Below are 24,832 nucleotides of genomic sequence, written 5' to 3' on the forward strand. Positions count from 1 at the left end.
TTTGGCCACATTGATGTGGCCTTTTTCTTTTTCAGCTTCCGCCGTTTTGCTTCAGGAACGCTTCAAAGCTTAGCGTATCATTGGCTTCTATGTCGCGTTGGCGCTGCCACGAAGCCTCGCGCTCTTTATCCAGCTCAGCTTCGTTCAGAATTTCCAACGGCTCTTCCAGCAGCATCTCGCGATAGCGTTCAGCCAACTGCAGACCGACGCGCCCAGTGCCTTCCGCCTTCATCGCCTTCAGAATGCGTGCGGAGAAAGTCAGTTCCGGATCGTCGAACGCGGCGACCAACTCATCGCACACCTGCTGGTATTGACGATTGCCGGCTTCGCCGTCCAGCACTTCCGCTACCCGACGCAGATCGGCGAACAACGCCTTGCCAACTTTCTCCAGCGGCTCATGGCTGGCACCACAGCCGATGCCGATGGTCTGGCCCGGCTTGCGCCCTTCCAGGATCACTCGGTTCCAGTTTTTGCGCGTGCACAGCAGCTCATCGCTGCTCATCTCCGGCGCATCTGCCAGCGCGCACCACACCAGGAACAGATCCAGGAAACGCGCCTGCACCGCATCCACGCCGATCGGCGAGAACGGGTTGATGTCCAGCGAGCGCACTTCGATGTATTCGATGCCGCCGCGCAGCAACGCGTCCGACGGCGTCTCGCCGCTTTTGGTCACGCGCTTCGGCCGGATCGGCGCATACAGCTCGTTCTCGATTTGCAGCACGTTGCTGTTCAGCTGCAGATAGCGATCGCCCTCTTTCACGCCCAGCTTGGCGAACTCTTCCGAAGGCGTGGCGATCGCCCGCTTCAGACCGGCCACATAGCTGTGCAGATCGTTGAAGGTAATGCCCAGATTACTCTGCGATTTGTTGGTGTAACCCAGGTCGCTCAAACGCAACGAGGTGGCGTATGGCAGGTAGCACATGCCCTGTTCGGTGCGCTCGAACGGCAGATTGGTCTCGCGCCCTTTGAGGAACGAAGAACAGATCGCCGGCGATGCGCCGAACAGATATGGGATCACCCAACCGAAACGGTAGTAGTTGCGGATCAGGCGGAAATAGCCCGCCGAGATCTGCTCTTTACCGCTTTCGGCATCCTGCACGCCGGCCCAGGCCTGCCAAAACTCCAGCGGCAGCGAGAAGTTGTAGTGCACGCCGGAAATAGTCTGCATCAGCGCGCCATAGCGATTCTTCAGCCCTTCGCGGTACAGCGTCTTCATGCGGCCGATGTTCGACGAACCGAACTGCGCCAGCTCGATATCCTGTTCGGCTTCGATAAAGCACGGCATGCTGAGCGGCCACATGCGTTCATCGCCAATATTGCGCGCCACGTAGCGATGAATATCGCGCAAGAACGTCAGCAGGTGATCGATATTGTCATCAACCGGCGTAATGAACTCTAACAGCGCCTCGGCGAAATCCGTGGTAATCCAGTGGTGCGTCAATGCCGCCCCCAGCTTTTCCGGATGCCCGGTAGTCGCCAAGGTGCCGTTCGGCGTGACTCGCAGCGTTTCACGCTCGATGCCGCGACGAATGCCTTTTAATGCCTGAGGATGGGCTTCCAACCAAGAAAGCGCCTGTGATACGTCCGGGATCAAATTGACCTCCCGCTTCTAAAAACAATAACTCGTAAGCATACTGAATCCGCACCCGAGAGAATATTGAGTTATATTCACTTGGTTACTGCCACCAGGCGATGCCCTGTACCGTTATCATAGTCAAAACGATGTAACGCAGCGCCTTTCCGATACACAGAAACAGCGCGACAGAGCCCCAGGGCATGCGCAGCCAACCTGCCAACACGCACAACAAATCGCCCACCACCGGCACCCAGCTGAGCAACAGCGCAGCCGGGCCGAAGCGTTGCAGCCACCCGAGCGCCGTTGCCAGCCCCCGCTGTGGTTTCAACGCCGGTAACAGGCGCCCGATAATGACATTGGTCAAGCCGCCCAGCGTGTTGCCCAGGGTCGCGGCCAGCACCAGCAATTCCGGCGAGACGCGACTCTGGGTCAGCAAAGCGACCAGAACGATTTCTGAATTTCCCGGCAGCAGCGTCGCACTGAGGAAGCTGCTGCCAAATAACGATATTACGGCTAGCGTACTACTCACAGCGTGCGAACGTCTACCACGTCCATACCGGCGCTTTTTGCCGCCTGAATGCCGAACTCGGCGTCTTCAAACACCACGCACTTTTCCGGCGGCACGCCGATAAGTTCAGCGCAGCGCAGGAAGGTGTCCGGCTCCGGTTTGTGGCGCTGTACGTCGTCCGCCCCGACGATCGCGTCGAAGCAGTTGAACAGGCCGAGATGACGCAGCAGCATTTCCGCCATGCGGTGCTCACTGCCGGTACCGACCGCCATCGGACGGCGACCGTGATAGGATTTTACCACCTCGATCAGCGGCAACGGGCGCACGCTGTCCAACAGCATCGCCTCCACCGCGCGGGTTTTCTCCGCGGCCAGGTGATGGGGATCGAGATCGGCCTGATGGCTGGCGATAATCGCCTGAGCGATGCGCCAGGTTGGTGAACCGCTCAGCGACACCATCGCCGCTTCATCAAACGTCATGCCATAACGGGACAGCACTTCACTCCACGCTTTACGGTGCGTTGGCTCGGTGTCCAGAATCGTGCCGTCCATGTCGAAAATAAGACCCTGATAGCGGTCGTACATCGTTACTCCATGATCGTTGAGGAAAGAAAACTACTTTAGCGTAAAGCCGTTGGGTTGTCGCTGACTGCGTCATAGCGGAATGTGCTGTGAGCGTTCGGGTGCAAAGAAGGAAAGGAGTGAAGAGAGAATGGCTGAATGCTGAAAAGCGAAAAACCCGCCGAAGCGGGTTTCTCTTAGATGGTGCATCCAGGAGGATTCGAACCTCCGACCGCTCGGTTCGTAGCCGAGTACTCTATCCAGCTGAGCTATGGATGCATGTCTATTTTTACTGCTCGCCTGCTTCACTAACGAAGCATGACGGAAAGAATGGTGCATCCAGGAGGATTCGAACCTCCGACCGCTCGGTTCGTAGCCGAGTACTCTATCCAGCTGAGCTATGGATGCACATGAATTCTTTTTTGATACCGTATGGTATGTTGTTACTACCCCACCATACTGCAAAATATGGTGCATCCAGGAGGATTCGAACCTCCGACCGCTCGGTTCGTAGCCGAGTACTCTATCCAGCTGAGCTATGGATGCAAATGGCGGTGAGGCGGGGATTCGAACCCCGGATGCAGCTTTTGACCGCATACTCCCTTAGCAGGGGAGCGCCTTCAGCCTCTCGGCCACCTCACCATACGCTTCTTTCGAATTGTGCCTAACTTGCTTTAGAGAAGCTCATCGGCACTGCGTGGCGCACATATTACTTTCTCCGACTTTTAAGTCAAACAATTTTTCCCAACTCATGCGCGTTTGCACAATTCACACCCAACATGGGCGATTTCACGGCAAAAAGGGCGTTTTATCAACAGGCAACCGCAGCGTTTGTCGCAACAAAGCAGGAAACTAACCGGGAAAATAATCACGAAAAAAAGAGGGGAGAACGAAAGAAGTGGCTAAAACGATGCAGTAGCGTCTCGTCTGGCAACGAGACGCTGCTTCGGAATCAGTAAGTCGTCTGCTGAGACTTCTCTGCCTGAATGCGCTGATAGATTTCTTCACGGTGAACCGAAACCTCTTTGGGGGCGTTCACACCAATACGCACCTGGTTGCCTTTTACCCCTAGCACAGTGACCGTAACCTCATCGCCAATCATGAGGGTTTCACCAACTCGACGAGTCAGAATTAACATTCTTTGCTCCTTGAAAGATTAAAAGAGTCGGGTCTCTCAGTTTCCCCGTCATTATCCATCATATGTGGTGAAAACGTAAGCCGCGCAATCCACAATAAGTGTAAGCAGACTTGGTCCCACCTCAGATAATGGTAAGTTTAGCCGACCTGAAAAACTTTGTTCCCGCAATTGTAACTAAATTGTGTTAGCACAGTATGAAAACGCCATAATCAACAAAGTATTATGGCGTTTGTCCGTACTATTTATTTATGTTCACAGCTTCGAGGCCACCCAGGCTTCTACGCTGTTTAACGCCGCTGGCAGGGCGTTGATATCCGTCCCCCCCGCCATCGCCATATCTGGGCGGCCACCGCCCTTGCCGCCCACCTTCTGCGCCACGTTGCCGATCAACTCGCCGGCTTTTACGCGGTCAGTCAGATCCTTGGTCACGCCTGCGACCAGGCTGACTTTGTCGTCAGCCGTCGTTGCCAACACGATGATGGCCGAACCCAATTGATTTTTCAGGTCATCCACCATGGTGCGCAGCATTTTGGCTTCGACATTATCCAACTGGCTGACCAACAGCTTCACGCCGTTAACCACTTTCGCCTGGCTGGACAGCGACGCGCTTTCCTGCGCCGCCTGCTGATCTTTCAACTGCTGCAGTTCTTTTTCCAGCGCGCGGGTGCGATCGAGCACCGAGCGCACTTTATCGGTCAGGTTGTTGCTGTCGCCCTTGACCAGCTGCGCAACGTCTTGCAACAAATCGCTTTGCTGGTGCAGCGTGGCGATAGCTCCTGCGCCGGTCACCGCTTCGATACGACGGATGCCCGCCGCAGTGCCCGACTCGCTCAGAATGCGGAACAGGCCAATATCGCCGGTGCGGCTGGCATGGGTACCGCCGCACAGTTCGGTGGAGAAGTCGCCCATGGTCAGCACGCGCACGTTGTCATCGTACTTCTCGCCGAACAGCGCCATCGCGCCCTTCTCTTTGGCATCTTCCAACGCCATCAGCTCGGTCTGTACCGGCAGGTTGCGGCGCACCTGCTGGTTCACCAGATCTTCCACCGCGCGGATTTGCTCTGGTTTCATCGCTTCGAAATGCGAGAAGTCGAAACGCAGGTATTTGTCGTTAACCAGCGAGCCTTTCTGCGCAACGTGGTCGCCCAACGTTTGGCGCAGCGCGGCGTGCAACAGGTGGGTTGCGGAGTGGTTCAGACGGATGCTGTTGCGACGCTCGGTATCGATCTGCGCGTCAACGCGATCGTTCAGCTTCAGCGAACCTTGCGCCAGCTTGCCTTGATGGCCGATAGCCTGGCCGTATTTCTGGGTGTCGTTGACCACAAATTCTGCGCCGGCGGCTTTCAGCACGCCTTTATCGCCGACCTGGCCACCGGACTCACCGTAAAATGGCGTCTCATCCAGCACCACCACCGCCTCTTCGCCGGCGCTGATCTGATCGACCGACTGGCCGTCGCGGAACAGTGCGATGACCGTCGCCTGCTGCTCGTCGTGATCGTAGCCGCTGAACTGGCTGCTGCCGTCCACGCGGATCAGGCTGTTGTAGTCGGCACCGAAACCGCTGGACTCACGCGCGCGGCGGCGCTGCGCTTCCATCGCCTCTTCAAAGCCTGCTTCGTCGACTTTCAGACCGCGCTCGCGGCAAACGTCAGCGGTCAGATCGACCGGGAAGCCGTAGGTGTCGTACAGACGGAAAGCGGTTTCGCCGTCCAGGGTATCGCCCTGCAGCTTGGCCAGCTCTTCGTCCAGCAGCGCCAGGCCACGCTCCAGCGTGCGGGCAAACTGCTCTTCTTCGGTTTTCAGCACCTGCTCCACCAACGATTGCTGGCGTTTCAGCTCGTCGGCCGCCGGGCCCATCACTTCGATCAGCGGTGCCACCAGCTTGTAGAAGAAGGTGTCTTTCGCGCCCAACATGTTGCCATGACGGATCGCGCGACGAATGATGCGACGCAGCACGTAGCCGCGGTTTTCGTTAGACGGGATCACGCCGTCCGACACCAGGAAGGCGCAAGAACGGATGTGGTCGGCGATAACGCGCAGGGATTTGTTGTCCAGATCGGTCGCGCCGGTCACTTTCGCTACGGCGGCGATCAGGGTGCGGAACAGGTCGATCTCATAGTTGGAGTTCACATGCTGCAACACCGCCGCGATGCGCTCCAGACCCATGCCGGTATCCACCGAAGGTTTCGGCAGCGGCAGCATGGTGCCGTCGGACTGACGGTTGAACTGCATGAAAACGATGTTCCAGATCTCTATGTAACGGTCGCCGTCTTCTTCCGGGCTGCCTGGAGGGCCGCCCCAGATGTGATCGCCGTGATCGTAGAAAATCTCGGTGCACGGGCCGCATGGGCCGGTGTCGCCCATCTGCCAGAAGTTATCGGAAGCGAAAGGCGCGCCCTTGTTGTCGCCGATGCGGATAATGCGCTCGGCCGGAACGCCGATTTGCTTCTGCCAGATGTCGAAGGCTTCGTCATCGGTTTCATATACGGTGACCCACAGTCTTTCTTTCGGCAGGTTGAACCAGTTTTCACCGGTCAGCAGTTCCCACGCGTAGCTGATAGCGTCGTGCTTGAAGTAATCGCCGAAGCTGAAGTTGCCCAGCATTTCAAAGAAGGTGTGGTGACGAGCGGTATAACCGACGTTTTCCAGGTCGTTATGCTTGCCGCCTGCGCGCACGCAGCGCTGCGAGGTGGTGGCGCGGGAATAGGCGCGTTTGTCGAGCCCCAGGAAAACATCCTTAAATTGGTTCATGCCGGCATTGGTAAACAGCAATGTCGGATCATTGTTAGGCACCAGGGAGCTGCTTGCTACAACCTGGTGACCCTTACTATGAAAGAAATCGAGAAACGCTTGACGGATCTCAGCGGTGCTCTTGCTCATAATTTTCCTGGAAAGGCTAGAATAACGACACGTGAGCCGGCGACGCGTCATCCCGACGATGACAACCAGCTCACGAACAAAAAGTGGGGATAAGATAAATTTTCTTCAGAGGGAAGTAAAACCCCGTGTGCGCTCATTGCGCAAAATCACGGTAAATTGACTGAATTTCTTCCTGGAAGAAGCCGCGATAGAGCAGATAACGCTGCACTTTGGCTTTCTCTTTCCAGTCGGTTGGCAACACATCGCCAAATTTTCGCTGCGCCACCTGTTTAGCCTGTTCACACCAGTCGATGTCGCATTCCGCCAGCGCGTTCTGCACCAGCGCTTTATCCACGCCCTTTTGCATCAGTTCGCTGCGGATACGCTGCGCGCCATAACCCTTGCGGCTGCGGCTACCGATGTAACTGTGGGCGAAACGCCGATCGTCCAGCCAGTTATGCTGGTAACAGTAGGCGATAACCTGCTCGATCTGCGCAGGATCCACCGGCTCTTCAGCCACCGACGATGATGCCGGCGCATGTGGCCCCTTGCCACCAAAACGGGCTTTCGCCACAAACGGCTGCGCCGCAAGTTTGCGGCGCAGTTCAGCTTCACTATGATCGCGTTGCGACAGCAGGCGCATGGCGCGGCTTAGCAAATCATTCATCATTCAAGCCTGAATTTATGGGATATGCGCCACACAAGCGGCGGCGCATACCTTCAGCGATTAGAACTGCTCGCTGGTTTCCGCTTCGTCGTCTTCGAAGTCGTCACCGGAAGCGGCCACCAGTTCACCGCCGCTGTGCAGCAGCAGGTCGCGCAGCTTCTTGTCCAGCTCGGCGGCGATCGCTGGGTTTTCTTTCAGGAAGTTACAGGCGTTCGCCTTGCCCTGACCGATCTTCTCGCCGTTATAGCTGTACCAGGCGCCGGCTTTTTCGATCATCTTGTGCTTAACGCCAAGATCGACCAGCTCGCCGCGGCTGTTGATGCCTTCGCCGTACATGATTTGGAACTCAGCCTGCTTGAATGGCGCAGCGATTTTGTTCTTCACCACTTTCACGCGGGTTTCGCTACCCACCACTTCATCGCCCTCTTTGATGGCGCCGATGCGGCGGATATCCAGACGCACCGAAGCATAGAACTTCAGGGCGTTACCGCCGGTCGTGGTTTCCGGGTTGCCGAACATCACGCCGATTTTCATACGGATCTGGTTGATGAAGATCAGCAGGGTGTTGGCGTTTTTCAGGTTGCCGGCCAGCTTACGCATCGCCTGGCTCATCATGCGCGCCGCCAGGCCCATGTGCGAATCGCCGATTTCACCTTCGATTTCCGCCTTCGGCGTCAGCGCCGCCACGGAGTCGACGATGATAACGTCAACCGCACCGGAGCGGGTCAGAGCATCACAGATTTCCAGCGCCTGCTCGCCGGTGTCCGGCTGAGAGCACAGCAGGTTGTCGATATCGACGCCCAGCTTTTTCGCATAGATAGGATCCAGCGCGTGCTCGGCGTCGATGAACGCACAGGTTTTGCCTTCGCGCTGCGCAGCGGCGATCACCTGCAGCGTCAACGTGGTTTTACCGGACGATTCCGGGCCGTAGATTTCTACGATGCGGCCCATCGGCAGGCCGCCGGCGCCCAGGGCGATATCGAGTGACAGTGAGCCGGTGGAGATCGTTTCCACGTCCATGGAGCGGTCTTCACCCAGACGCATGATGGAGCCTTTGCCGAACTGTTTCTCAATCTGGCCCAGTGCCGCAGCTAACGCCTTTTGCTTGTTCTCATCAATAGCCATTTTTGCTCCTTCGTTTCGCAATGCCGGTGTTACCCCACACTGCCACTGAATGTATGTTGTGCAGGAAATGTCACTAATTATACTGTATGGTCATACAGTATCAAGCCTAATTTACAAAAATTCGTCAATGGCGGTTTGCAGCGCGAAGATCGTCGCCTGCAGCCGCACCGCATCGCGGTCGCCCTTGAATTGCATCTTGCGCACCAGCCCCCGGCCATCGCTGTTGGCGAAGCCGAACCACACGGTGCCAACCGGCTTTTCCTCGCTGCCGCCGTCCGGGCCGGCGATGCCGCTCACCGACAGCGCCAGATCGGCCCGCGCCGCACGCAGCGCCCCTATCGCCATCTCGCGCACCACCTCTGCACTGACCGCGCCGTGCGCCGTCAACGTGGCTTCGCTCACCCCCAGCAGGTCATGCTTCGCCGCATTACTGTAGGTGACGAAACCGCGATCGAAATAGGCAGAGCTGCCGGCGATGTCGGTAATGGCCTTGGCGATACCGCCGCCGGTGCAGGATTCCGCGCAGGTGATCCAGCGGTTCTGCGCCTTCAGTTTCTCCCCCGCCAGCACGCTGAGCCGGCGCAGTTGGTTTTCACTCATAACCCCTCCTTCGCGAATTCAGGTATATGCGCCCGATAGTAGCATTTATCAAGGCGGCGCGGCGGCCGGCGCGTGGAAATGCGCAGCGCCTCGCAGGCGGTGCGGTTTTAAGCGCCCGGTCAAGCTGCTAGTATCAAAAGAAGCGCCCCATCGAGCGGCGGCGCACCAGCACAAGGAACATCACGGAGGCGGCGCGCTGCGGCGGCGGCCTCAGGGCGCACCCGAAGAGATTAGGATGATAGAGTGAAAAAAACGTTGGGCGTATTCTTGCCGTTGTACACCACCACCCTGCTGCTGCTGTTGGGCTCGGGCCTGCTCACTACCTACGTTTCGCTGCGGCTGACCTCCATCCATGTCAGCAGCGCGCTGATCGGTGCCATCATTGCCGCCAACTACATCGGATTGGTGATCGGCGGCAAGGTCGGCCACTTTCTCATCGCCCGCGTCGGGCATATCCGCGCCTACGTAGCCTGCGCCGGCATCATCACCGCCGCGGTGCTGGGGCACGGCCTGACGGAGTTCATTCCCGCCTGGGTAGCGCTGCGTCTGGTGATCGGACTGTGCATGATGTGCCAGTACATGGTGCTGGAAAGCTGGCTGAACGACCAGGCGGAATCCAACCAGCGCGGCATGGTGTTCGGTTTCTATATGGCGGCGACCTATCTCGGCATGTCGCTGGGCCAAATCGTGCTGATGCTGCAAAGCAACCTGGGTATCGCCACGCTGCTGGTGATCGCACTGTGCTTCGCGCTCTGCCTGGTGCCGATCGCCCTTACTACCCGCACCAATGCGCGCCACATGTCGCCGGCTCCGATGGAACTGCGTTACTTCGTCGGCGCCATCCCCAAAGTATTGGCCACCACGCTGGTGATCGGCATGGTGGTCGGCTCGTTTTACGGCCTGGCGCCGGTCTACGCCAGCCTGCAATCCTTAACCACTCAGCAAACCGGCCTGTTCATGGCGCTGTCCATCTTCGCCGGGCTGGTGGCACAGTTTCCGCTCAGTTGGCTGTCGGATCGCTACAACCGCCCCTTGCTGATGCGCCTCAACGCCATTTTGCTGATCGTGGCGGCGCTGCCGCTGGCGCTGCTGCCGCACATCGATTTCCCGCTGCTGCTGGCGGTCGGGTTCGTCGTCAGCATGCTGCAATTTACGCTCTACCCGCTGGCGGTGGCGCTGGCCAACGATCTGATAGAGCCGGAGCGCCGCGTCTCGCTGGCCGCCTGTCTGCTGATGGCGTTCGGCGTCGGCGCCAGCATCGGACCATTGGCGGTCGGCGCGCTGATCGAACCGCTGGGCGGCAATATCCTGTACGCCTTCTTCGCCCTGTGCGGCGTGCTGCTGGCGGCCCTCAGCCGCACGACGAAAGCAGAGGAACCGCAGCTGGCGCAGGACGCGCCGGTGCCGCACATCCCGCTGCCGGACAGCCTCGCCAGCTCGCCGCTGTCGCCGGCGCTCAACCCGACCTTCGATGAACAGATCATTCACGACACCATGCCGCCGCCGGAAGCGGCGCCCGAGGTCGACGATCCGCAGCCCGAAGAACAAGAGGCGGAGCCTTTGCCTCAGGGCGCCGATCCGGAAGAGGACACCGGCCTGAAAAAGGCGCACGCCATGCTGTAAACGGCGGCGTTACAGATCCTGGAAGGAGCCCAGCAGGAAACCGCGTTCGGCGATCGCCGCTTTCAGCGTCGGCGCGGTCAACACATCCAGCTCGACGAGACGCGGGTGGCAGTATTGGCTCTGCAGAATGGTCGCATCGAGAAACGCCGGGTGGCACATTATTTCCAATGACTCGACGCCCTGCTCGTCGGCACGCGCCAACCTCTGCAGGAACAAGGCTTCGGAGATCGCCTCACCGTAGAATCCCGCGTCAAACGCATCGGTGCTGCAGGGCATCTGCAACGTAATATCGCGCCGTTTCGCCTCTTCGCGATCGAGGCGCAGCGGCAGCCCCTGCGCCTGCGCGAACGCCTCCACCAGCGGATAAATCTGCGGCTGCATATGCACATGGTGGTGGCTATCGATATGCGTCGGCGGCCGGCCGAACAGCGTCACAAACCGCGCGAACTGGCGCTGCAGCTCCTCGTGAATTTCGTCCAGCTGCAGCTCGCCGGCCTCGGCGCGGCGCCACAGCCATTTGCCCAGTTCGCCATGTTCGTTGACCAGCGAAGGCATGGCGCCCAGCGGCTTGCCATGGGTCAAAACGAAATGCAGCCCGATCGGCAACCCCGGATATTGCCGGCTGAGCGCCGCCGCGTGCTGCGCGCCACCGCCGTTCACCATCGCCGTGGTGGAGGAAACGACGCCATGCTGATACGCCTCGATGACGCCATAGTTCTGCCCTTTGCTCAGGCCGAAATCGTCGGCATTCACGATCAGTAGTTTTTCCATAGAGGCTCCCGCGGGATAGATTTTTGGCGAGGGAAGGCCGACCGCTCGGCGCGGCATTCCCCTTCGTTAAGGTAAAAATCAAATGATTAACCGACCGGCGCCCTGAAGCTCATCGGCATATCGGCGTTGATACTGATCGGGAGCGGCCCTAAAGAGGGCCGTAACACTTTTTTCGGTAGTTACCAGGGGTCACGTCGGTGAGCCGCTTGAAGTTTTTAATGAACAGGCTGACATCGCCATAGCCGGAATCAAAGGCGATGTCGGAGACCGAATAGTTGGTGACCTCCAGCTGCGTCTTGGCGAAATTGATGCGGATCTCATTGATCACCTGCATCGGCGTCTTCTGATAGTAGCGCCGCATCGCCCGGGTCAGGTACTCCTGAGTTTTCCCCGATAGCGCCACCATGTTCGCCAACGCCTTTTCGCCGAACATCGCCTTGTCATGCATGCCGGCCAGGGTGTTCTTCAGCCACTGCGGGATATCATCGCCGCCGTCGTTTTCTTCTTTATAATGTCGGATGCGGCTGATCACGTAGAAGGTCAATGTTTCGAGGAATTCGGCGAAGTCGTCCTCGCGAAACTGCGGCGAACTCACCACCGATTCGATATAGGCCAAAAACTCGCTTCTCAGGCTGTAGGCCTGCGAGGCGACGAAACAACGCGGCAGCTGTTGCAAGTAATGCTCTTCAAAGAACGCTTTGCTGACCGCCACGTTGAAGATTTTCGTCGCGCCGAACTCGTAAAAGCTCTGGTGGTAGGAACCGATAGGAATAAAGACGAAATCCCCCCGTTCCAGCAGTACCCGTTTGCCGTTGATCTCCTGATAGCATTTGCCGCTCAGCACGATGGTGAACTCGTAATAGTCGTGCTGATGCAGCCCGGTGGCGCTTTCCACCTTGTTGTAGATAAACAGGTGAAAATCTTTGCAGTTAAAGAAATCCTGCTCGCGAATCAGCTTCACGTCGTTTGCGCTCAGTGAAATTCGGTTATCGGACACGGCGCCGGCCTCCCGTTAGTCAAATCCGTTGCGTCTGGCCGCCTCGGCAAACCAGTAACCGCTTTTCTTGATGGTGCGCCGCTGATCCGCCCGATCTAGCCGCACCAGCCCATACCGATTCTTGTAGGCGTTCAGCCAGGACCAGCAGTCGATAAAGGTCCACAGATGATAGCCCTTGCATTGCGAACCTTCCGCCAGCGCGCGGTGTAACCACTTCAGGTGCTCGCGAATAAAGTCGATGCGGTAGTCGTCTTCCACCCGCCCATCGGCGCCGATAAACGCTTCTTCGCCCTCGACGCCCATGCCGTTTTCCGAAATATAACAAGGCAGATTGCCGTAGTTCTCTTTCAGATCCATCAGGATGTCGTACAGCCCCTTCTCATAGATCTCCCAACCGCGATGCGGATTGATTTTGCGGCCCGGCATTGCATAGTAGCTGAACAAATCCTCCGGCGATGCGATCGGCCCCGCGGCGCAACGCCCCTCTTTCGCCTGCACCCTGCGCGGCTGATAGTAATTGACGCCGAGGATATCCACCACGCCGCCTTCGATCAGCGGCGCGTCCTGCGGCTCGCAGTGCGGCATCAGCCCACGCTGCTCCAACAGGTGCAGCAGCGCCGTCGGATAACGCCCCTTGGCGACCGGATCGAGAAAGCTGCGATTGAGCAGCAGATCGGCGTCGTGTGCAGCCTGCAGATCCTCCGGCGCATCGGAGCGCGGATAGGTCGGGCTCAGATTCAGAATGATGCCGATGCTCCCCGGCAACCCGCGCGCTCTGAAACGCTGCACCGCCATGGCATGCGCCAGTACGCTGTGATACGCCACGGTGACCGCCCGTTTGAAGTCCACCACGCAAGGGTAGTGCAAGTCATTCAGGTAACCGGCCTCCACCGGCACGATCGGCTCGTTGAAGGTGAACCAGTGGGTGACCCGATCGCCAAACAGAGCGAAACACATATCGGCGTAACGCGCGTAGGCTTCGACCACCGCCCGGCTTTCCCAGCCGCCGCGCTGCTGCATGCACAGCGGCATATCGAAGTGATAGAGATTGATAAACGGGGTGATGCCCTGCGCCAGCAGCTCGTCGATCATCGCGTTGTAGAACGCCACCGCCTGCGGGTTCACCTCGCCGTCGCCGTCCGGGATCAGCCGCGACCACGAGATCGACGTTCTGAAGGTATTGTGGCCCAACGTTTTGAGCAGCCCGATGTCGGTGCGGAAATGGTCATAAAAGGTCGAGGCCTCGGCCGGCCCCACCCGATCGTGAAAGCGCTCGGGCGCGATCTCGTACCAATAGTCGAAGATGTTGCGGCTCTTGCCGTCCCGCGCGGCCGCCCCTTCAGACTGCGGCGCGGAGGTGGCGCTGCCCCACCAGAACCCGTCGGCAAATTGATATTCCATACTCGCGTCCCTCGCGGGGCGGCCGCGCCGCCCCGTTCCACAGTTAGAATTTCAGCGCGTTGGCGATGTCTTCTTCGCTTTCTGTCGCCGCATCGATCTGGCTCTGCGCCTTGTTGGAGATCGCCACGAACGGCAGGTAAATCACGGTGGCGACCGCCAGGTTGAACAGGCTCAGCAACATGGCCATGATGCTGCCGTTGGTGTTGAAGAACGCCCCCAGGCCGACCGGCATGGTCCAGGGCGCGATGTTGGTGATCGGCGGGATCAGTCCGGAGTAATAAGCCAGCGAAGTGATAATGGTCAGCACCGGCTGTACCAGAATAAACGGAATGAACATCACCGGGTTCATGATCACCGGCAGGCCGAACAGGATCGGCTCGTTGATCTGGAAAATGCCGGATGGTGTCGCCAACTTGGCGACCTGGCGGTAATCCTCGCGGCGCGAGGCGATGAAGATGGCGATGATCAGGCCCAGCGTCGAGCCGGTGCCACCGAGGTAGATATAGGAGTCGACGAACGGTTTCGCCCACATGTGGAACTCTTTACCGGCGGCCACCGCCGCTTCGACAGAACCGTATTTGTTGTACAGCTCCACGTTTTCCAGCGCGAACGGTGTCATGATGCCGCTGTCCAGCGCCGCCAACGCCATGGAGCCGTGCACCCCAAAGAACCACAGCAGCGAAGAGAACAGCACGTACACCCAACCCACCACGCTGCCCATCTTGGCCAGCGGCGCCGAAATGCCGTCCATGATGATCTGGTGGAAGTTGGTGCCCCAATGCGCCAGCGCGAACGCCACCAGCCCCATGATGGAGAGGATGATGAAGCCGGGGATCAGCGCCGAGAAAGAGCGCGACACCGAAGCCGGCACGCTGTCCGGCAGGCTGATCACCCAGTTGCGCCGCACGATGAAAGCAAACATCTCAGCCACCGCCAACCCGATCACCATACCGGAAATGATGTTGGCGCCGCCCAGCCAGTTGGCGCCCACCGCATAGGCCTCGCCGACGTTGAACGGCGTGACGGTCATGAAGGCCGCCACCGCCAGCAGTGCCGAGGCCAGCGGATCGACCTTGCGCTCTTCGGCCAACGCCATGCTGATAAAGAACGGCGTCATCAGGGACATGATCCCCAGCGTACCGTTGTAAACGCTGCCGCCGATGCTCTTCAGGCCGTTAAGCGTCTCGATGGTGGAGGCGTCCAACCTCACGCCCAACGAATAGAAGAACGATCCCTCACCGAAGCTGAGGAACACATTGTTAATCAACACGAACATCGCCCCGGTCAAGGTCAGCGGCATCAGGCGGATAAAGCCGTTCTTGATGGCGTTGACGTGGGGCTGCTTACCGATTTTTACGGCGAAAGGCAGGATAACCTTCTCGAGCGAGGCAATGAGGGTATTCACGGCGGCCTCCTGTTATTGGTTGGCTTTCTTGATGGCGGCCACCGCGGCCTTCAGTACGCCCAGCCCATCGACCTTGCCGTACAGCAGCGGATCGATGACTTCCACAGGTTTGTTGGGCAGCTGTTTTTGCACTTCCGGCAAGGTGTAGGCGATCTGCGGCCCCAGCAGGATCAGATCCGCTTCAACGCCCTTCTCGGCGGCCAGCGCTTCCGGATAGGCGGCGATGATCACCGGCACTTCATATTTCTCGGCCTGCGCCTTCATTTTTGATACCAACAGGGAAGTGGACATACCGGCAGAACAAAACAGATAGATTTTTTTCTTTTCCATACCAAGCACCTCAGATAATCAAAAAAACCCCGTGTTATTTGTATGCCAGATGCAATCACGATTGCTTCACGCACATTCCTTATGAAAATTTCCGTCACGTTGCCCTGGTTACGGACAGTATACGGAGCATGAAAAACGGATCGGTAAGCCAGGAGGTAACATAACCGTCTCTCATTGACCTGGCGGATTGACCCTCTTCACATTTCGCACAAAAAAATAGTGTGACCGGGCTCTCAAATAACCGATAAAAACTCAGAATATTCGCAATAAATACTCAAATAGCAATTATAAACAGCCAGTTATGAACGCGCTGAGAATTTAAGGGTTTATTTGAGCCGGAGCAAATGGAGAGGATATAAAAATAGTTCAGGCTTGATTCCCCCCTTCCATCCCGCACGCGGTGGCGTGGGGAGGATTACGTGGGCAGACGCAGCAACTCGATCACCGTGGTCAACGCCACGGGGTGATTTCTACGATTGGGATAATAGAGGTAAAAACCGGGAAACGGCGCGCACCAGTCGGCCAACACTCGCCGCAGTCGCCCGCTCGCCAGGTGTTCTTCCACCTCCTGCTCGATGGCGAAAGCGATGCCGACGTGCGCCAACGCCGCCTGCAGCAACAGTCTGGCGTCATCCACGATCAGCGGGCTGTTGACCGCCACGGAAAATCGCTGCTCGCCCTGCTGAAACGCCCATTTGTAGCGCTCGCCCGAAGAGGCCTTGCGCCAACCGATGCAGCGATGCTGCAGCAAATCCTGCGGGTGCGCCGGTTCGCCATGCCGTTGAAAATAGTCCGGCGTGGCGACGATGGCAAAACGCAGATCTGGCGTCACGCGCACCGCGCGCATATCGTTGTGCAGATCCTCACCGAGTCGGATACCGGCATCAAAGCCTTGTTCAACGATGTTGGCGAACCCTTCGTCCGCCACCACTTCCAGCGTAATGCCTGGGTACTCGCTGGCCAAGCGCCCCAGATGCGGCACGATGGCGAGCTCGATGGCCGAACGCGGCGCGTTGATGCGCACCAGGCCGCGCGGCCCGTCGCGAAACGCATTCAGGCTCTCCAGCGCGGCGTCGATATCGGTAAAGGCCGGCACCAGCTGCGCCAACAGATGCTCGCCGGCCTCCGTCGGCGAGACGTTGCGGGTGGTGCGGTTCAGCAGGCGAATGCCCACCTGCGCCTCCAGCTCGCGCAAGGTGTGGGTCAGCGTCGGCGGCGTTACGCCCAGCCGAGCGGCGGCGCGGCGGAAGCTGCGTTCACTGGCGATAGCCACGAAGGCCGCCAGACCGGACAGTTCGGGTTTCTTCATGCTATTGATATAAATTATCTAATAGTGAGATGAATTTTTAGCGGATAGTTATCCGTCATCTAACAACATAGCATTGCGATCGAACCCATTACCAGGTATCGATGCGATGATTAATGCTACAGCTCCAACTCATGAAACGCCGCGCAGGCTGGCGGGTAAAGTCGTACTGGTGAGCGGCGGCGGCACCGGCATCGGCCGCGCCGCAGCGCTGGCCTATGCCCGCGAGGGCGCCAAAGTGGCGTTGGCCGGCCGGCGCGCGGCGGAGATCGAAGCCACGGCGCGCGATATCGCGTTGGCCGGCGGCGACGCCCTGCCCATCGTGACCGACGTCGCCCAGGAGGGTGATATCCGCCGGCTGCTCGCCGCGGTGACCGCCCATTACGGCCGACTCGACGTCGCCTTCAACAACGCCGGCATCATCGGCAACTTCGCCCCCATCACCGAACAGACCAGCGAAGATTTTGACCGGGTTATCGCCATTAACCTCAGAGGCGTCTGGCTGGCGATGAAATACGAGATTGAAACCTTCCTGGCTCAACGCTCGGGCGGCGTGATCATCAACACCTCCTCCTGGCTGACCCACGGCGCACTGGCCGGTTCATCCAGCTACTCCGCCAGCAAAGGGGCGCTCGATGCGATGATCCGCGCAGTGGCGCTCGAATACAGCGGCCAGGGCATCCGCGTCAACAACATCAACCCCGGCATCATCGACACGCCGATGGCGCGCAGCAGCGTGGCCGACAGCGCGGCGTTCGCGCCCTTTATCGCCCATACGCCCGCCGGCCGCCTGGGCGAATCGGAAGATATCGGCGATGTGGCACTGTGGCTGGCGACGGACGAGGCCCGCTTCATCACCGGCCAAAGCCTGCTGGTGGACGGCGGTTACACCATCGCCGGCATGCGCTGAGGAGGCGACGCCATGAACTACGTTCGGCTTGGCGACAGCGGCCTGAAGGTGTCCCGCCTCTGCCTGGGCTGCATGACCTACGGCGATCCGGCCTGGCGCCCCTGGGTGCTGAAGGAAGACGAGGCGCGCCCCTTTATTCGCGAAGCGCTGGAAGCGGGCATCAATTTCTTCGATACCGCCAACATTTACTCCGGCGGAGAAAGCGAGCGTCTCCTCGGTCGCGCACTGAAAGCGTTCGCCCGTCGTGAAGACGTGGTGATCGCCACCAAGGCCTACTTCCCGATGGATGCGCAGCCGAACAGCCGCGGGCTGTCGCGCAAGCACCTGCTGCACAGCGTCGACGCCTCTTTGCAGAGATTGGGAACGGATTACCTGGATCTGTTCGTGCTGCACCGCTTCGATACCGAAACGCCGATCGAAGAAACCGCCGACACCCTCGACGCCCTGGTGCGGGCGGGCAAGATCCGCTATCTCGGCGCGTCTTCACTGCACGCCTGGCGCCTGATGAAAATGCTGGCCTTTCAACGTCAGCACCGCCTGGCGCCGTTTATTTCGCTGCAGAGCCAATACAACCTGGTGACGCGTGAAGACGAAGAGGAGCTGATCCCGCTGTGTCTGGAAGAAGGGCTCGGCCTGACGCCCTGGTCGCCGCTGGCCCGCGGCGTGCTGGCCGGTTCAGGTACGGCCGGCACGCTGCGCGCCGCCACCGACGAACAGGCACCTCGTTGGTACGGCAGCAGAGACGAAGTTGAGCGTACCGTCGCTGCGGTAGCGGAGGTGGCCGCCGCGCACGGCGTTCCTCCGGCACAGATCGCGCTGGCCTGGCTGTTGGCCAAACCCGGCGTGGCGTCGCCGCTGGTGGGCATGTCCAAGCCGCATCATCTGCAGGATGCCCTGGCAGCGCTCACCCTCAGGCTATCGCCGGAAGACGTGGCCGCGCTGGAGGCGCCTATCGCGCGCGTTGCCCGCCCCGAGCGCTGGTAGCCCATTTGCCTTCATTGCAGGAGAGAAGACATGTCATACGCTGTTACCGTGCGAGCGGTGTTGTTCACCCTCGCCACCACACTTCCCCTTAGCGTTCCGGCACAGGCCGCCATCAGCGCAGCCTGCGCCGCAAGCAGCATGACGTTGCCGCCCGGCGCGCTTTACCCCAACGGCATCGCCCGCGCGACGGACGGCACCCTGTATGTCGGCTTTGTCACCAGCGGCAATGTGCTGCGCAAACGGCCGGGTAAAGCGTGGGAAACCTTTTTCCCCGGCGCTGACACGGTGTTCGCCTCAAACGCGCTGAGGCTGGACGAAAAACGCGGACTGCTGTGGGGCAATTCGCCGGACTTCCTCTCCGGCGGCAAAGCGCGCGCCAACCGCATCTACGCGCTGAACGTCGCGGATGGCACGCTCGACCGCAGCCTGGCGCTGCCGGCGGGCGAAATGGGCAACGATATCGTGCTCGGCGCAGACGGTACGGTGTACGTGACGGAAACCCGCGGCGGCGGCATCCTGCGCCTGCGGCCAGGCGAGACGGCATTCAGTACGCTGTTTCAGGATCCGCAGTTAGCGGCCCCCAGCGGGCTGGGCGCCGCCGGGATCGTGCTGCTCGACGATCGGCTGATGGCAGTCGCCAATTTCGGTACCGGTAAGCTCTACACCCTCAGCTATAACGATCCCCAGCCGCAGCTGGCGGAAATGCAGCTGCCGCGCCTCATCGAAAACCCGGACGGAATGGGGTTGGCACCGGACGGCGCGCTGATCGTGCTGGAAAACGCGATCCAGAGCGGCCACGGGCGGATCCTGCGGATCGCGTTGCCGAAGGCGGCAGGTATGCACCAGCTTGAGGTCTTGCGCGAAGGCATGGAATCGCCGGTCAACCTGACCATCACCCCGCAAGGCTGCGCCTTCGTCAGTGAGTCGCGCATCCGCCACCGCCTGCTGCCCGGCCATGAAACTGACGTGCCCGACAGCTTCCGCCTCTATCAACTGCCCTTGCCTCTCACCGCCGCACAATAAGCTCTGCGCCGCCTCTACGGGCGGCGACTTGCGTTGTTGCCCGCAGACGAACGACAATCTCGCTTCGTTACCAACCCGCCTTGCGCAGCGCTTCCCATTTTTACCTGTGACAGCCGATTGCCCGCTGGGCTAGTATAAGCGTCTGTGCAAACCTTGGGTTTGAACACGCCGTTTGGCGTTTTGATGACTTGATTTGCGCCGCCCGCCAAAGCGCTGAATGGGGCGACGCCTGCTGAAACAATGTGATAGCGAATGACGACAATGAAAATCACAGTGACCTTTACATTCAATGGATTGGAAAAATAATCGCATGAATAGCACCGATAAACTCGATTTGCACACGCCGATGATGCAGCAATACCTGCGCCTCAAGGCCCAGCATCCTGAAATCCTGCTGTTCTACCGCATGGGTGACTTCTACGAGCTGTTTTACGACGACGCCAAGCGCGCTTCCCAACTGCTGGATATCTCGCTGACCAAACGTGGCGCCTCGGCGGGCGAACCGATCCCGATGGCCGGCGTGCCACACCACGCGGTAGAGAACTATCTGGCCAAGCTGGTGCAGCTCGGCGAATCCGTCGCCATCTGCGAACAAATCGGCGATCCGGCCACCAGCAAAGGGCCGGTCGAGCGCAAAGTGGTGCGCATCGTCACCCCAGGCACCATCACCGACGAAGCGCTGCTGCAAGAACGCCAGGACAACCTGCTGGCGGCGATCTGGCAAGACGCGCGCGGCTTCGGTTACGCCACCCTGGACGTCAGCTCCGGCCGCTTCCGCGTCGCCGAGCCGCAGGATCTGGAAACCATGGCCGCCGAGCTGCAGCGCACCAATCCGGCCGAGCTGCTCTACCCGGAAACCTTCGAACAAATGGCGCTGATCGAACAGCGCCACGGCCTGCGCCGCCGCCCGCTGTGGGAATTCGAACTGGAGACCGCACGCCAGCAGCTCAACCTGCAGTTCGGCACCCGCGATCTGACCGGCTTTGGCGTCGAGCAGGCGCACCAGGCGCTGCGCGCCGCAGGCTGTCTGCTGCAGTACGTCAAAGATACCCAACGCACTTCGCTGCCGCACATTCGCGGCATCACCATGGAGCGCCAGCAGGACGGCATCATCATGGACGCCGCCACCCGCCGCAATCTGGAGCTGACGCAGAGCCTGTCCGGCGGTAGTGACAACACGCTGGCGGCGATCCTCGATCGCACGGTGACGCCGATGGGCAGCCGCATGCTGAAACGCTGGCTGCACATGCCAACCCGCGACATCAAGGTCCTGACTGCCCGCCAGCAGGCGATCGGCGCATTGCAGGAACTGTTCGCGGATCTGCAGCCTTCGCTGCGTCAGGTGGGCGATCAGGAACGTATTTTGGCGCGTCTGGCGCTGCGCACCGCCCGTCCGCGCGATCTGGCGCGCATGCGCCATGCTTTCCAACAGTTGCCGGACATCCGCGCGCTGCTGCAAGACGTAGAGACGCCGCACGTGCAGCAGCTGCTGTCGCAGGTGGGCCAGTTCGACGAACTGCGCGAATTGTTGGAACGCGCGGTCATTGAATCACCGCCGGTGCTGGTGCGCGACGGCGGCGTGATCGCCCCCGGTTACAACAGCGAGTTGGACGAGTGGCGCGCGCTGGCGGACGGCGCCAGCGACTACCTCGACCGGCTGGAGATCCGCGAGCGTGAAAAGCTGGGGCTGGATACGCTCAAGGTCGGCTTCAACGGCGTACATGGCTACTACATTCAGGTCAGCCGCGGCCAAAGCCACCTGGTGCCGATCCACTATGTGCGCCGCCAGACGCTGAAAAATGCCGAGCGCTACATCATCCCGGAACTGAAAGAGTATGAAGACAAAGTGCTCACCTCCAAGGGTAAGGCACTGGCGATCGAGAAAAGCCTGTACGACGAGCTGTTCGACCTGCTGCTGCCGCACCTGGCGGAACTGCAACAAAGCGCCGCCGCACTGGCCGAGCTGGACGTGCTGGCCAACCTGGCCGAGCGCGCCGATACCCTGAACTACGCCTGCCCGACCATGAGCGAGCAGCCGGGGATCCGCATCACCGAAGGCCGCCACCCGGTGGTGGAGCAGGTGCTGAGCGAGCCGTTTATCTCCAACCCGCTCACCCTGTCGCCGCAGCGTCGCATGCTGATCATCACCGGCCCAAACATGGGCGGTAAAAGTACCTATATGCGGCAAACGGCGCTGATCGTGCTGATGGCGCACATCGGCAGCTATGTGCCGGCTACCAAGGCCACCATCGGCCCGGTGGATCGCATCTTCACCCGCGTCGGCGCGGCGGACGATCTGGCTTCCGGCCGCTCCACCTTCATGGTGGAGATGACTGAAACCGCCAACATCCTGCACAACGCCACCGAGCACAGCCTGGTGTTGATGGATGAGATAGGCCGCGGTACCTCCACCTACGACGGCCTGTCGCTGGCCTGGGCCTGCGCCGAGAACCTGGCTAACCGCATCAAGGCAATGACGCTGTTCGCCACCCACTACTTCGAGCTGACGACCCTGCCGGAGAAAATGGAAGGCGTGGTCAACGTGCATCTGGACGCGCTTGAACACGGCGACACCATCGCCTTCATGCACACCGTGCAGGACGGCGCCGCCAGCAAAAGCTATGGCCTGGCGGTCGCCGCGCTGGCCGGCGTGCCGCGTGACGTCATCAAGCGCGCCCGCCAGAAGCTGCGCGAACTGGAGTCTATCTCCAGCCACACCGCATCGGGCAGCGTCGATGCCACCCAGATGACGCTGCTGCAGGAAGAGACTTCGCCGGCGGTAGAAGCACTGGAGGCGCTGGATCCGGATTCCCTGTCGCCGCGCCAGGCGCTGGAATGGCTCTATCGGCTGAAAAATATGGTGTAGTTGAGGCGATAAACGCAGGCATAAAAAAAACGGTGAGCATCATGCTCACCGTTTTTATTTGATGCGGTTCAACAACCGGCGTTATTCGCGGAACAGCGCCTCAATGCTCAGACCCTGCATCTGCAGGATCTCACGCAGGCGGCGCAGACCTTCAACCTGAATCTGACGGACGCGTTCACGCGTCAGGCCAATCTCCCGGCCCACGTCTTCCAGCGTCGCCGCTTCATAGCCCAGCAGGCCGAAACGACGCGCCAACACTTCACGCTGTTTGGCGTTCAGTTCGAACAACCATTTGACGATGCTTTGCTTCATATCGTCGTCTTGCGTGGTGTCTTCAGGCCCGTTGTCCTTTTCGTCGGCCAGAATGTCCAGCAGCGCTTTCTCCGAATCCCCGCCCAGCGGCGTATCCACCGAGGTGATACGCTCATTCAGGCGCAGCATGCGGCTGACGTCATCTACCGGCTTGTCGAGTTGCTCGGCAATCTCTTCAGCGCTCGGTTCATGATCCAGTTTATGAGAAAGCTCGCGCGCGGTGCGCAGATAGACATTCAGTTCTTTGACGATATGGATAGGCAAACGAATGGTACGGGTTTGGTTCATGATCGCCCGCTCAATCGTCTGACGGATCCACCAGGTTGCGTAAGTGGAGAAGCGGAAACCGCGTTCCGGGTCGAATTTTTCCACTGCGCGAATCAGACCGAGGTTACCCTCTTCGATCAGATCCAGCAGCGCCAGACCGCGGTTGCTGTAGCGGCGGGCAATTTTCACTACCAGCCGCAGGTTGCTTTCAATCATGCGGCGGCGGGACGGCACGTCACCGCGCAGAGCACGCCGCGCAAAATAGACTTCTTCCTCTGCGGTCAGCAGAGGGGAATAACCGATCTCGCCCAGATAGAGCTGCGTCGCATCCAATACGCGTTGCGTAACGCCTTGAGACAACAGCTCTTCTTCCGCTAAATCGTTCTCGCTGGCCTCTTCTTCTACCAGCGCTTTTTCATCAAACGACTCAGCCTCAGCTCCATTCTCGTCGAAATCCGCATCATCATGTAACTCGTTAACTTTCAGCGTATTTTGGCTCATATGCTGCTCCTACCCGTGATACCGCGAGCAGAATCTCAGCGTATTCTGCCCAATCTATCGCTGCGGAAGATAACGCAGCGGGTTTACGGATTTCCCCTTGTAACGAATTTCAAAATGCAAACGTACTGAACTGGTACCGGAGCTACCCATGGTGGCTATTTTTTGACCCGCCTTCACTTCTTGTTGTTCCCGGACCAGCATTGTGTCGTTATGAGCGTAGGCGCTCAGGTAATCATCATTGTGTTTGATGATGATTAGATTACCGTAACCCCGTAAAGCGTTGCCTGCATACACTACGCGGCCATCGGCGGTAGCGAAGATAGGCTGCCCACGGGAACCGGCGATATCGACGCCCTTATTCCCACCTTCTGATGAGGAAAAGTTATCAATAATCTTACCGTCAGTCGGCCATCTCCAAGTGCTGACCGGAGAACTGTTGCTGACGGTGCTGCTCACTGGTGGAGCGGCTTCCGGTGCGGTAACAGGCGCAGTCGCGGTCCCAACCGCTGCGGCACCCGCTGCAGGTAACATCTTACCTACATTCTGTTTACCCGAGTTTTCAGAATACGCGTTAGTTGATTGAGAATCAACCGTTGCCGTCTGGATCTGGGTAGTGGAAGGTGGCTTCGGAACGCCGCCTTTGGTAGCGTCTGTCGTCGCCAGCATACCGCCGCCGCCGTTGGCAGAACCATTACCAAGCTGAATGGTTTGGCCAACATTCAGGCTGTACGGCTCGGGAATATTGTTGCGCTGCGCCAGGTCGCGGAAATCGTTGCCGGTGATCCAAGCGATGTAAAACAGCGTATCGCCGCGCTTGACCGTATAGGTGTCGCCGCCGCTGTAGCTCCCTTTAGGAATGGCGTTATAACTGCGGTTGTAGACAATGCGGCCTTCTGGGCTGACCTGCTGCGCTCCGCCATTATTATTGCCGGATGGAACGGCGCCGCCGCCGCCCACGCTGCTGATAGGGGCCGACGTCGAGGCTGTATTCGTACACCCCGCCAACCACAAACTTACCATCGTACACACCGCTACCCGGCGTAACGTAATCATTGGGCTTCCCGTGCTCATGCTTCCCCCATGACAGCAATATCAGTGATATA

21 protein-coding genes and 4 tRNA genes are annotated in these 24,832 nt (G+C 59.4%); 5 read left to right on the plus strand and 20 right to left on the minus strand.

From position 1 onward, the window contains the following. Positions 1-31: 31 nt before the first annotated feature. The 12 genes from gshA to pncC all read right to left on the minus strand — a co-directional run bounded on the left by gshA (position 32) and on the right by pncC (position 9,033). On the minus strand, positions 32-1,594 hold the full coding sequence (gene gshA / locus GKN89_RS11995; protein ID WP_025159657.1) for a glutamate--cysteine ligase: 1,563 nt from the start codon (positions 1,592-1,594) through the stop codon (positions 32-34). Positions 1,595-1,676: 82 nt separating this feature from the next. Continuing rightward, on the minus strand, positions 1,677-2,105 hold the full coding sequence (locus GKN89_RS12000) for a YqaA family protein (protein ID WP_025159656.1): 429 nt from the start codon (positions 2,103-2,105) through the stop codon (positions 1,677-1,679). Then, positions 2,102-2,668, minus strand: a complete 567-nt coding sequence (gene yqaB / locus GKN89_RS12005; protein ID WP_154747084.1) for a fructose-1-phosphate/6-phosphogluconate phosphatase — start codon at positions 2,666-2,668, stop codon at positions 2,102-2,104. Before yqaB ends, GKN89_RS12000 begins: the two co-directional genes overlap by 4 nt. 178 nt (positions 2,669-2,846) lie before the next feature. After that, a tRNA-Arg gene (locus GKN89_RS12010) sits at positions 2,847-2,923 on the minus strand. A 52-nt stretch (positions 2,924-2,975) separates the two neighbouring features. Continuing rightward, positions 2,976-3,052, minus strand: a tRNA-Arg gene (locus tag GKN89_RS12015). Positions 3,053-3,113: 61 nt separating this feature from the next. After that, positions 3,114-3,190, minus strand: a tRNA-Arg gene (locus GKN89_RS12020). A 3-nt stretch (positions 3,191-3,193) separates the two neighbouring features. Beyond that, a tRNA-Ser gene (locus GKN89_RS12025) sits at positions 3,194-3,286 on the minus strand. A gap of 310 nt (positions 3,287-3,596) precedes the next feature. Further along, positions 3,597-3,782 carry a carbon storage regulator CsrA gene (gene csrA, locus GKN89_RS12030; protein WP_004091602.1) on the minus strand — a complete coding sequence of 62 codons (186 nt, stop codon included), beginning with the start codon at positions 3,780-3,782 and terminating at the stop codon, positions 3,597-3,599. Between the two features lie 252 nt (positions 3,783-4,034). Next, positions 4,035-6,662, minus strand: coding sequence for an alanine--tRNA ligase (alaS, locus tag GKN89_RS12035; RefSeq protein ID WP_154747085.1), 2,628 nt, complete (start codon positions 6,660-6,662; stop codon positions 4,035-4,037). Between the two features lie 133 nt (positions 6,663-6,795). Next, on the minus strand, positions 6,796-7,308 hold the full coding sequence (recX, locus tag GKN89_RS12040; RefSeq protein ID WP_154747086.1) for a recombination regulator RecX: 513 nt from the start codon (positions 7,306-7,308) through the stop codon (positions 6,796-6,798). A gap of 60 nt (positions 7,309-7,368) precedes the next feature. Further along, positions 7,369-8,433: a recombinase RecA gene (gene recA, locus GKN89_RS12045; RefSeq protein WP_004932541.1), complete on the minus strand. Its 1,065-nt coding sequence runs from the start codon at positions 8,431-8,433 to the stop codon at positions 7,369-7,371. Positions 8,434-8,544: 111 nt separating this feature from the next. Then, positions 8,545-9,033, minus strand: a complete 489-nt coding sequence (pncC, locus tag GKN89_RS12050) for a nicotinamide-nucleotide amidase (RefSeq protein WP_019455129.1) — start codon at positions 9,031-9,033, stop codon at positions 8,545-8,547. 243 nt (positions 9,034-9,276) lie between these two features. On the opposite strand from pncC, the gene GKN89_RS12055 reads away from it, so the two are divergent. Next, positions 9,277-10,656: an MFS transporter gene (locus tag GKN89_RS12055; protein ID WP_211129783.1), complete on the plus strand. Its 1,380-nt coding sequence runs from the start codon at positions 9,277-9,279 to the stop codon at positions 10,654-10,656. A 9-nt stretch (positions 10,657-10,665) separates the two neighbouring features. Here the strand turns inward: GKN89_RS12055 and chbG are convergent, their stop codons facing one another. From chbG to GKN89_RS12085, 6 genes are all read right to left on the minus strand, one after another. Next, positions 10,666-11,427, minus strand: coding sequence for a chitin disaccharide deacetylase (chbG, locus tag GKN89_RS12060; protein WP_154747087.1), 762 nt, complete (start codon positions 11,425-11,427; stop codon positions 10,666-10,668). Positions 11,428-11,575: 148 nt separating this feature from the next. Then, positions 11,576-12,424, minus strand: a complete 849-nt coding sequence (chbR, locus tag GKN89_RS12065; protein WP_025159654.1) for a transcriptional regulator ChbR — start codon at positions 12,422-12,424, stop codon at positions 11,576-11,578. Between the two features lie 15 nt (positions 12,425-12,439). Beyond that, positions 12,440-13,825, minus strand: a complete 1,386-nt coding sequence (locus tag GKN89_RS12070; RefSeq protein WP_154747088.1) for a glycoside hydrolase family 1 protein — start codon at positions 13,823-13,825, stop codon at positions 12,440-12,442. A gap of 43 nt (positions 13,826-13,868) precedes the next feature. Then, positions 13,869-15,230: a PTS N,N'-diacetylchitobiose transporter subunit IIC gene (chbC, locus tag GKN89_RS12075; protein ID WP_063918187.1), complete on the minus strand. Its 1,362-nt coding sequence runs from the start codon at positions 15,228-15,230 to the stop codon at positions 13,869-13,871. A 12-nt stretch (positions 15,231-15,242) separates the two neighbouring features. Further along, entirely contained in the window at positions 15,243-15,560 is a 318-nt protein-coding gene (locus GKN89_RS12080) for a PTS sugar transporter subunit IIB (protein ID WP_004932561.1), read from the minus strand. A gap of 415 nt (positions 15,561-15,975) precedes the next feature. Beyond that, a complete protein-coding gene (locus GKN89_RS12085; RefSeq protein WP_154747089.1) occupies positions 15,976-16,869 on the minus strand; it encodes a LysR family transcriptional regulator in 894 nt (297 codons plus the stop codon). Positions 16,870-16,975: 106 nt separating this feature from the next. Between GKN89_RS12085 and GKN89_RS12090 the strand changes: the two genes are divergently transcribed. The 4 genes from GKN89_RS12090 (at position 16,976) to mutS (ending at position 22,649) form a co-directional block, all read left to right on the plus strand. After that, entirely contained in the window at positions 16,976-17,776 is an 801-nt protein-coding gene (locus GKN89_RS12090) for an SDR family NAD(P)-dependent oxidoreductase (protein ID WP_195934008.1), read from the plus strand. A gap of 12 nt (positions 17,777-17,788) precedes the next feature. Further along, positions 17,789-18,760: an aldo/keto reductase gene (locus GKN89_RS12095; protein ID WP_063918185.1), complete on the plus strand. Its 972-nt coding sequence runs from the start codon at positions 17,789-17,791 to the stop codon at positions 18,758-18,760. 30 nt (positions 18,761-18,790) lie between these two features. Further along, entirely contained in the window at positions 18,791-19,783 is a 993-nt protein-coding gene (locus GKN89_RS12100; protein WP_230328988.1) for a hypothetical protein, read from the plus strand. 310 nt (positions 19,784-20,093) lie between these two features. Next, positions 20,094-22,649, plus strand: coding sequence for a DNA mismatch repair protein MutS (mutS, locus tag GKN89_RS12105; RefSeq protein WP_154747090.1), 2,556 nt, complete (start codon positions 20,094-20,096; stop codon positions 22,647-22,649). An 81-nt stretch (positions 22,650-22,730) separates the two neighbouring features. Here mutS and rpoS read toward each other — a convergent pair whose 3' ends face one another. Together rpoS and nlpD are read right to left on the minus strand one after the other, a co-directional pair. After that, a complete protein-coding gene (gene rpoS, locus GKN89_RS12110) occupies positions 22,731-23,729 on the minus strand; it encodes an RNA polymerase sigma factor RpoS (protein ID WP_019455119.1) in 999 nt (332 codons plus the stop codon). Positions 23,730-23,783: 54 nt separating this feature from the next. Continuing rightward, on the minus strand, positions 23,784-24,782 hold the full coding sequence (gene nlpD, locus GKN89_RS12115; RefSeq protein WP_019455118.1) for a murein hydrolase activator NlpD: 999 nt from the start codon (positions 24,780-24,782) through the stop codon (positions 23,784-23,786). Between the last annotated feature and the right edge of the window lie 50 nt (positions 24,783-24,832).

The organism is Serratia sp. YC16 (assembly GCF_009707615.1).
Classification (GTDB): Bacteria; Pseudomonadota; Gammaproteobacteria; order Enterobacterales; family Enterobacteriaceae; genus Serratia; species Serratia surfactantfaciens.

Excerpts from the sequence above, each read along its gene's own strand:
- GKN89_RS12095 (WP_063918185.1), top strand. The coding sequence starts at position 17,789 with ATGAACTACGTTCGGCTTGGCGACAGCGGCCTGAAGGTGTCCCGCCTC.
- nlpD (WP_019455118.1), bottom strand. The coding sequence starts at position 24,782 with ATGATTACGTTACGCCGGGTAGCGGTGTGTACGATGGTAAGTTTGTGG.
- GKN89_RS12080 (WP_004932561.1), bottom strand. The coding sequence starts at position 15,560 with ATGGAAAAGAAAAAAATCTATCTGTTTTGTTCTGCCGGTATGTCCACT.
- GKN89_RS12085 (WP_154747089.1), bottom strand. The coding sequence starts at position 16,869 with ATGAAGAAACCCGAACTGTCCGGTCTGGCGGCCTTCGTGGCTATCGCC.
- chbG (WP_154747087.1), bottom strand. The coding sequence starts at position 11,427 with ATGGAAAAACTACTGATCGTGAATGCCGACGATTTCGGCCTGAGCAAA.
- recX (WP_154747086.1), bottom strand. The coding sequence starts at position 7,308 with ATGAATGATTTGCTAAGCCGCGCCATGCGCCTGCTGTCGCAACGCGAT.
- GKN89_RS12100 (WP_230328988.1), top strand. The coding sequence starts at position 18,791 with ATGTCATACGCTGTTACCGTGCGAGCGGTGTTGTTCACCCTCGCCACC.
- yqaB (WP_154747084.1), bottom strand. The coding sequence starts at position 2,668 with ATGTACGACCGCTATCAGGGTCTTATTTTCGACATGGACGGCACGATT.
- rpoS (WP_019455119.1), bottom strand. The coding sequence starts at position 23,729 with ATGAGCCAAAATACGCTGAAAGTTAACGAGTTACATGATGATGCGGAT.
- recA (WP_004932541.1), bottom strand. The coding sequence starts at position 8,433 with ATGGCTATTGATGAGAACAAGCAAAAGGCGTTAGCTGCGGCACTGGGC.
- mutS (WP_154747090.1), top strand. The coding sequence starts at position 20,094 with ATGAATAGCACCGATAAACTCGATTTGCACACGCCGATGATGCAGCAA.
- pncC (WP_019455129.1), bottom strand. The coding sequence starts at position 9,033 with ATGAGTGAAAACCAACTGCGCCGGCTCAGCGTGCTGGCGGGGGAGAAA.
- csrA (WP_004091602.1), bottom strand. The coding sequence starts at position 3,782 with ATGTTAATTCTGACTCGTCGAGTTGGTGAAACCCTCATGATTGGCGAT.
- alaS (WP_154747085.1), bottom strand. The coding sequence starts at position 6,662 with ATGAGCAAGAGCACCGCTGAGATCCGTCAAGCGTTTCTCGATTTCTTT.
- GKN89_RS12090 (WP_195934008.1), top strand. The coding sequence starts at position 16,976 with ATGATTAATGCTACAGCTCCAACTCATGAAACGCCGCGCAGGCTGGCG.
- GKN89_RS12070 (WP_154747088.1), bottom strand. The coding sequence starts at position 13,825 with ATGGAATATCAATTTGCCGACGGGTTCTGGTGGGGCAGCGCCACCTCC.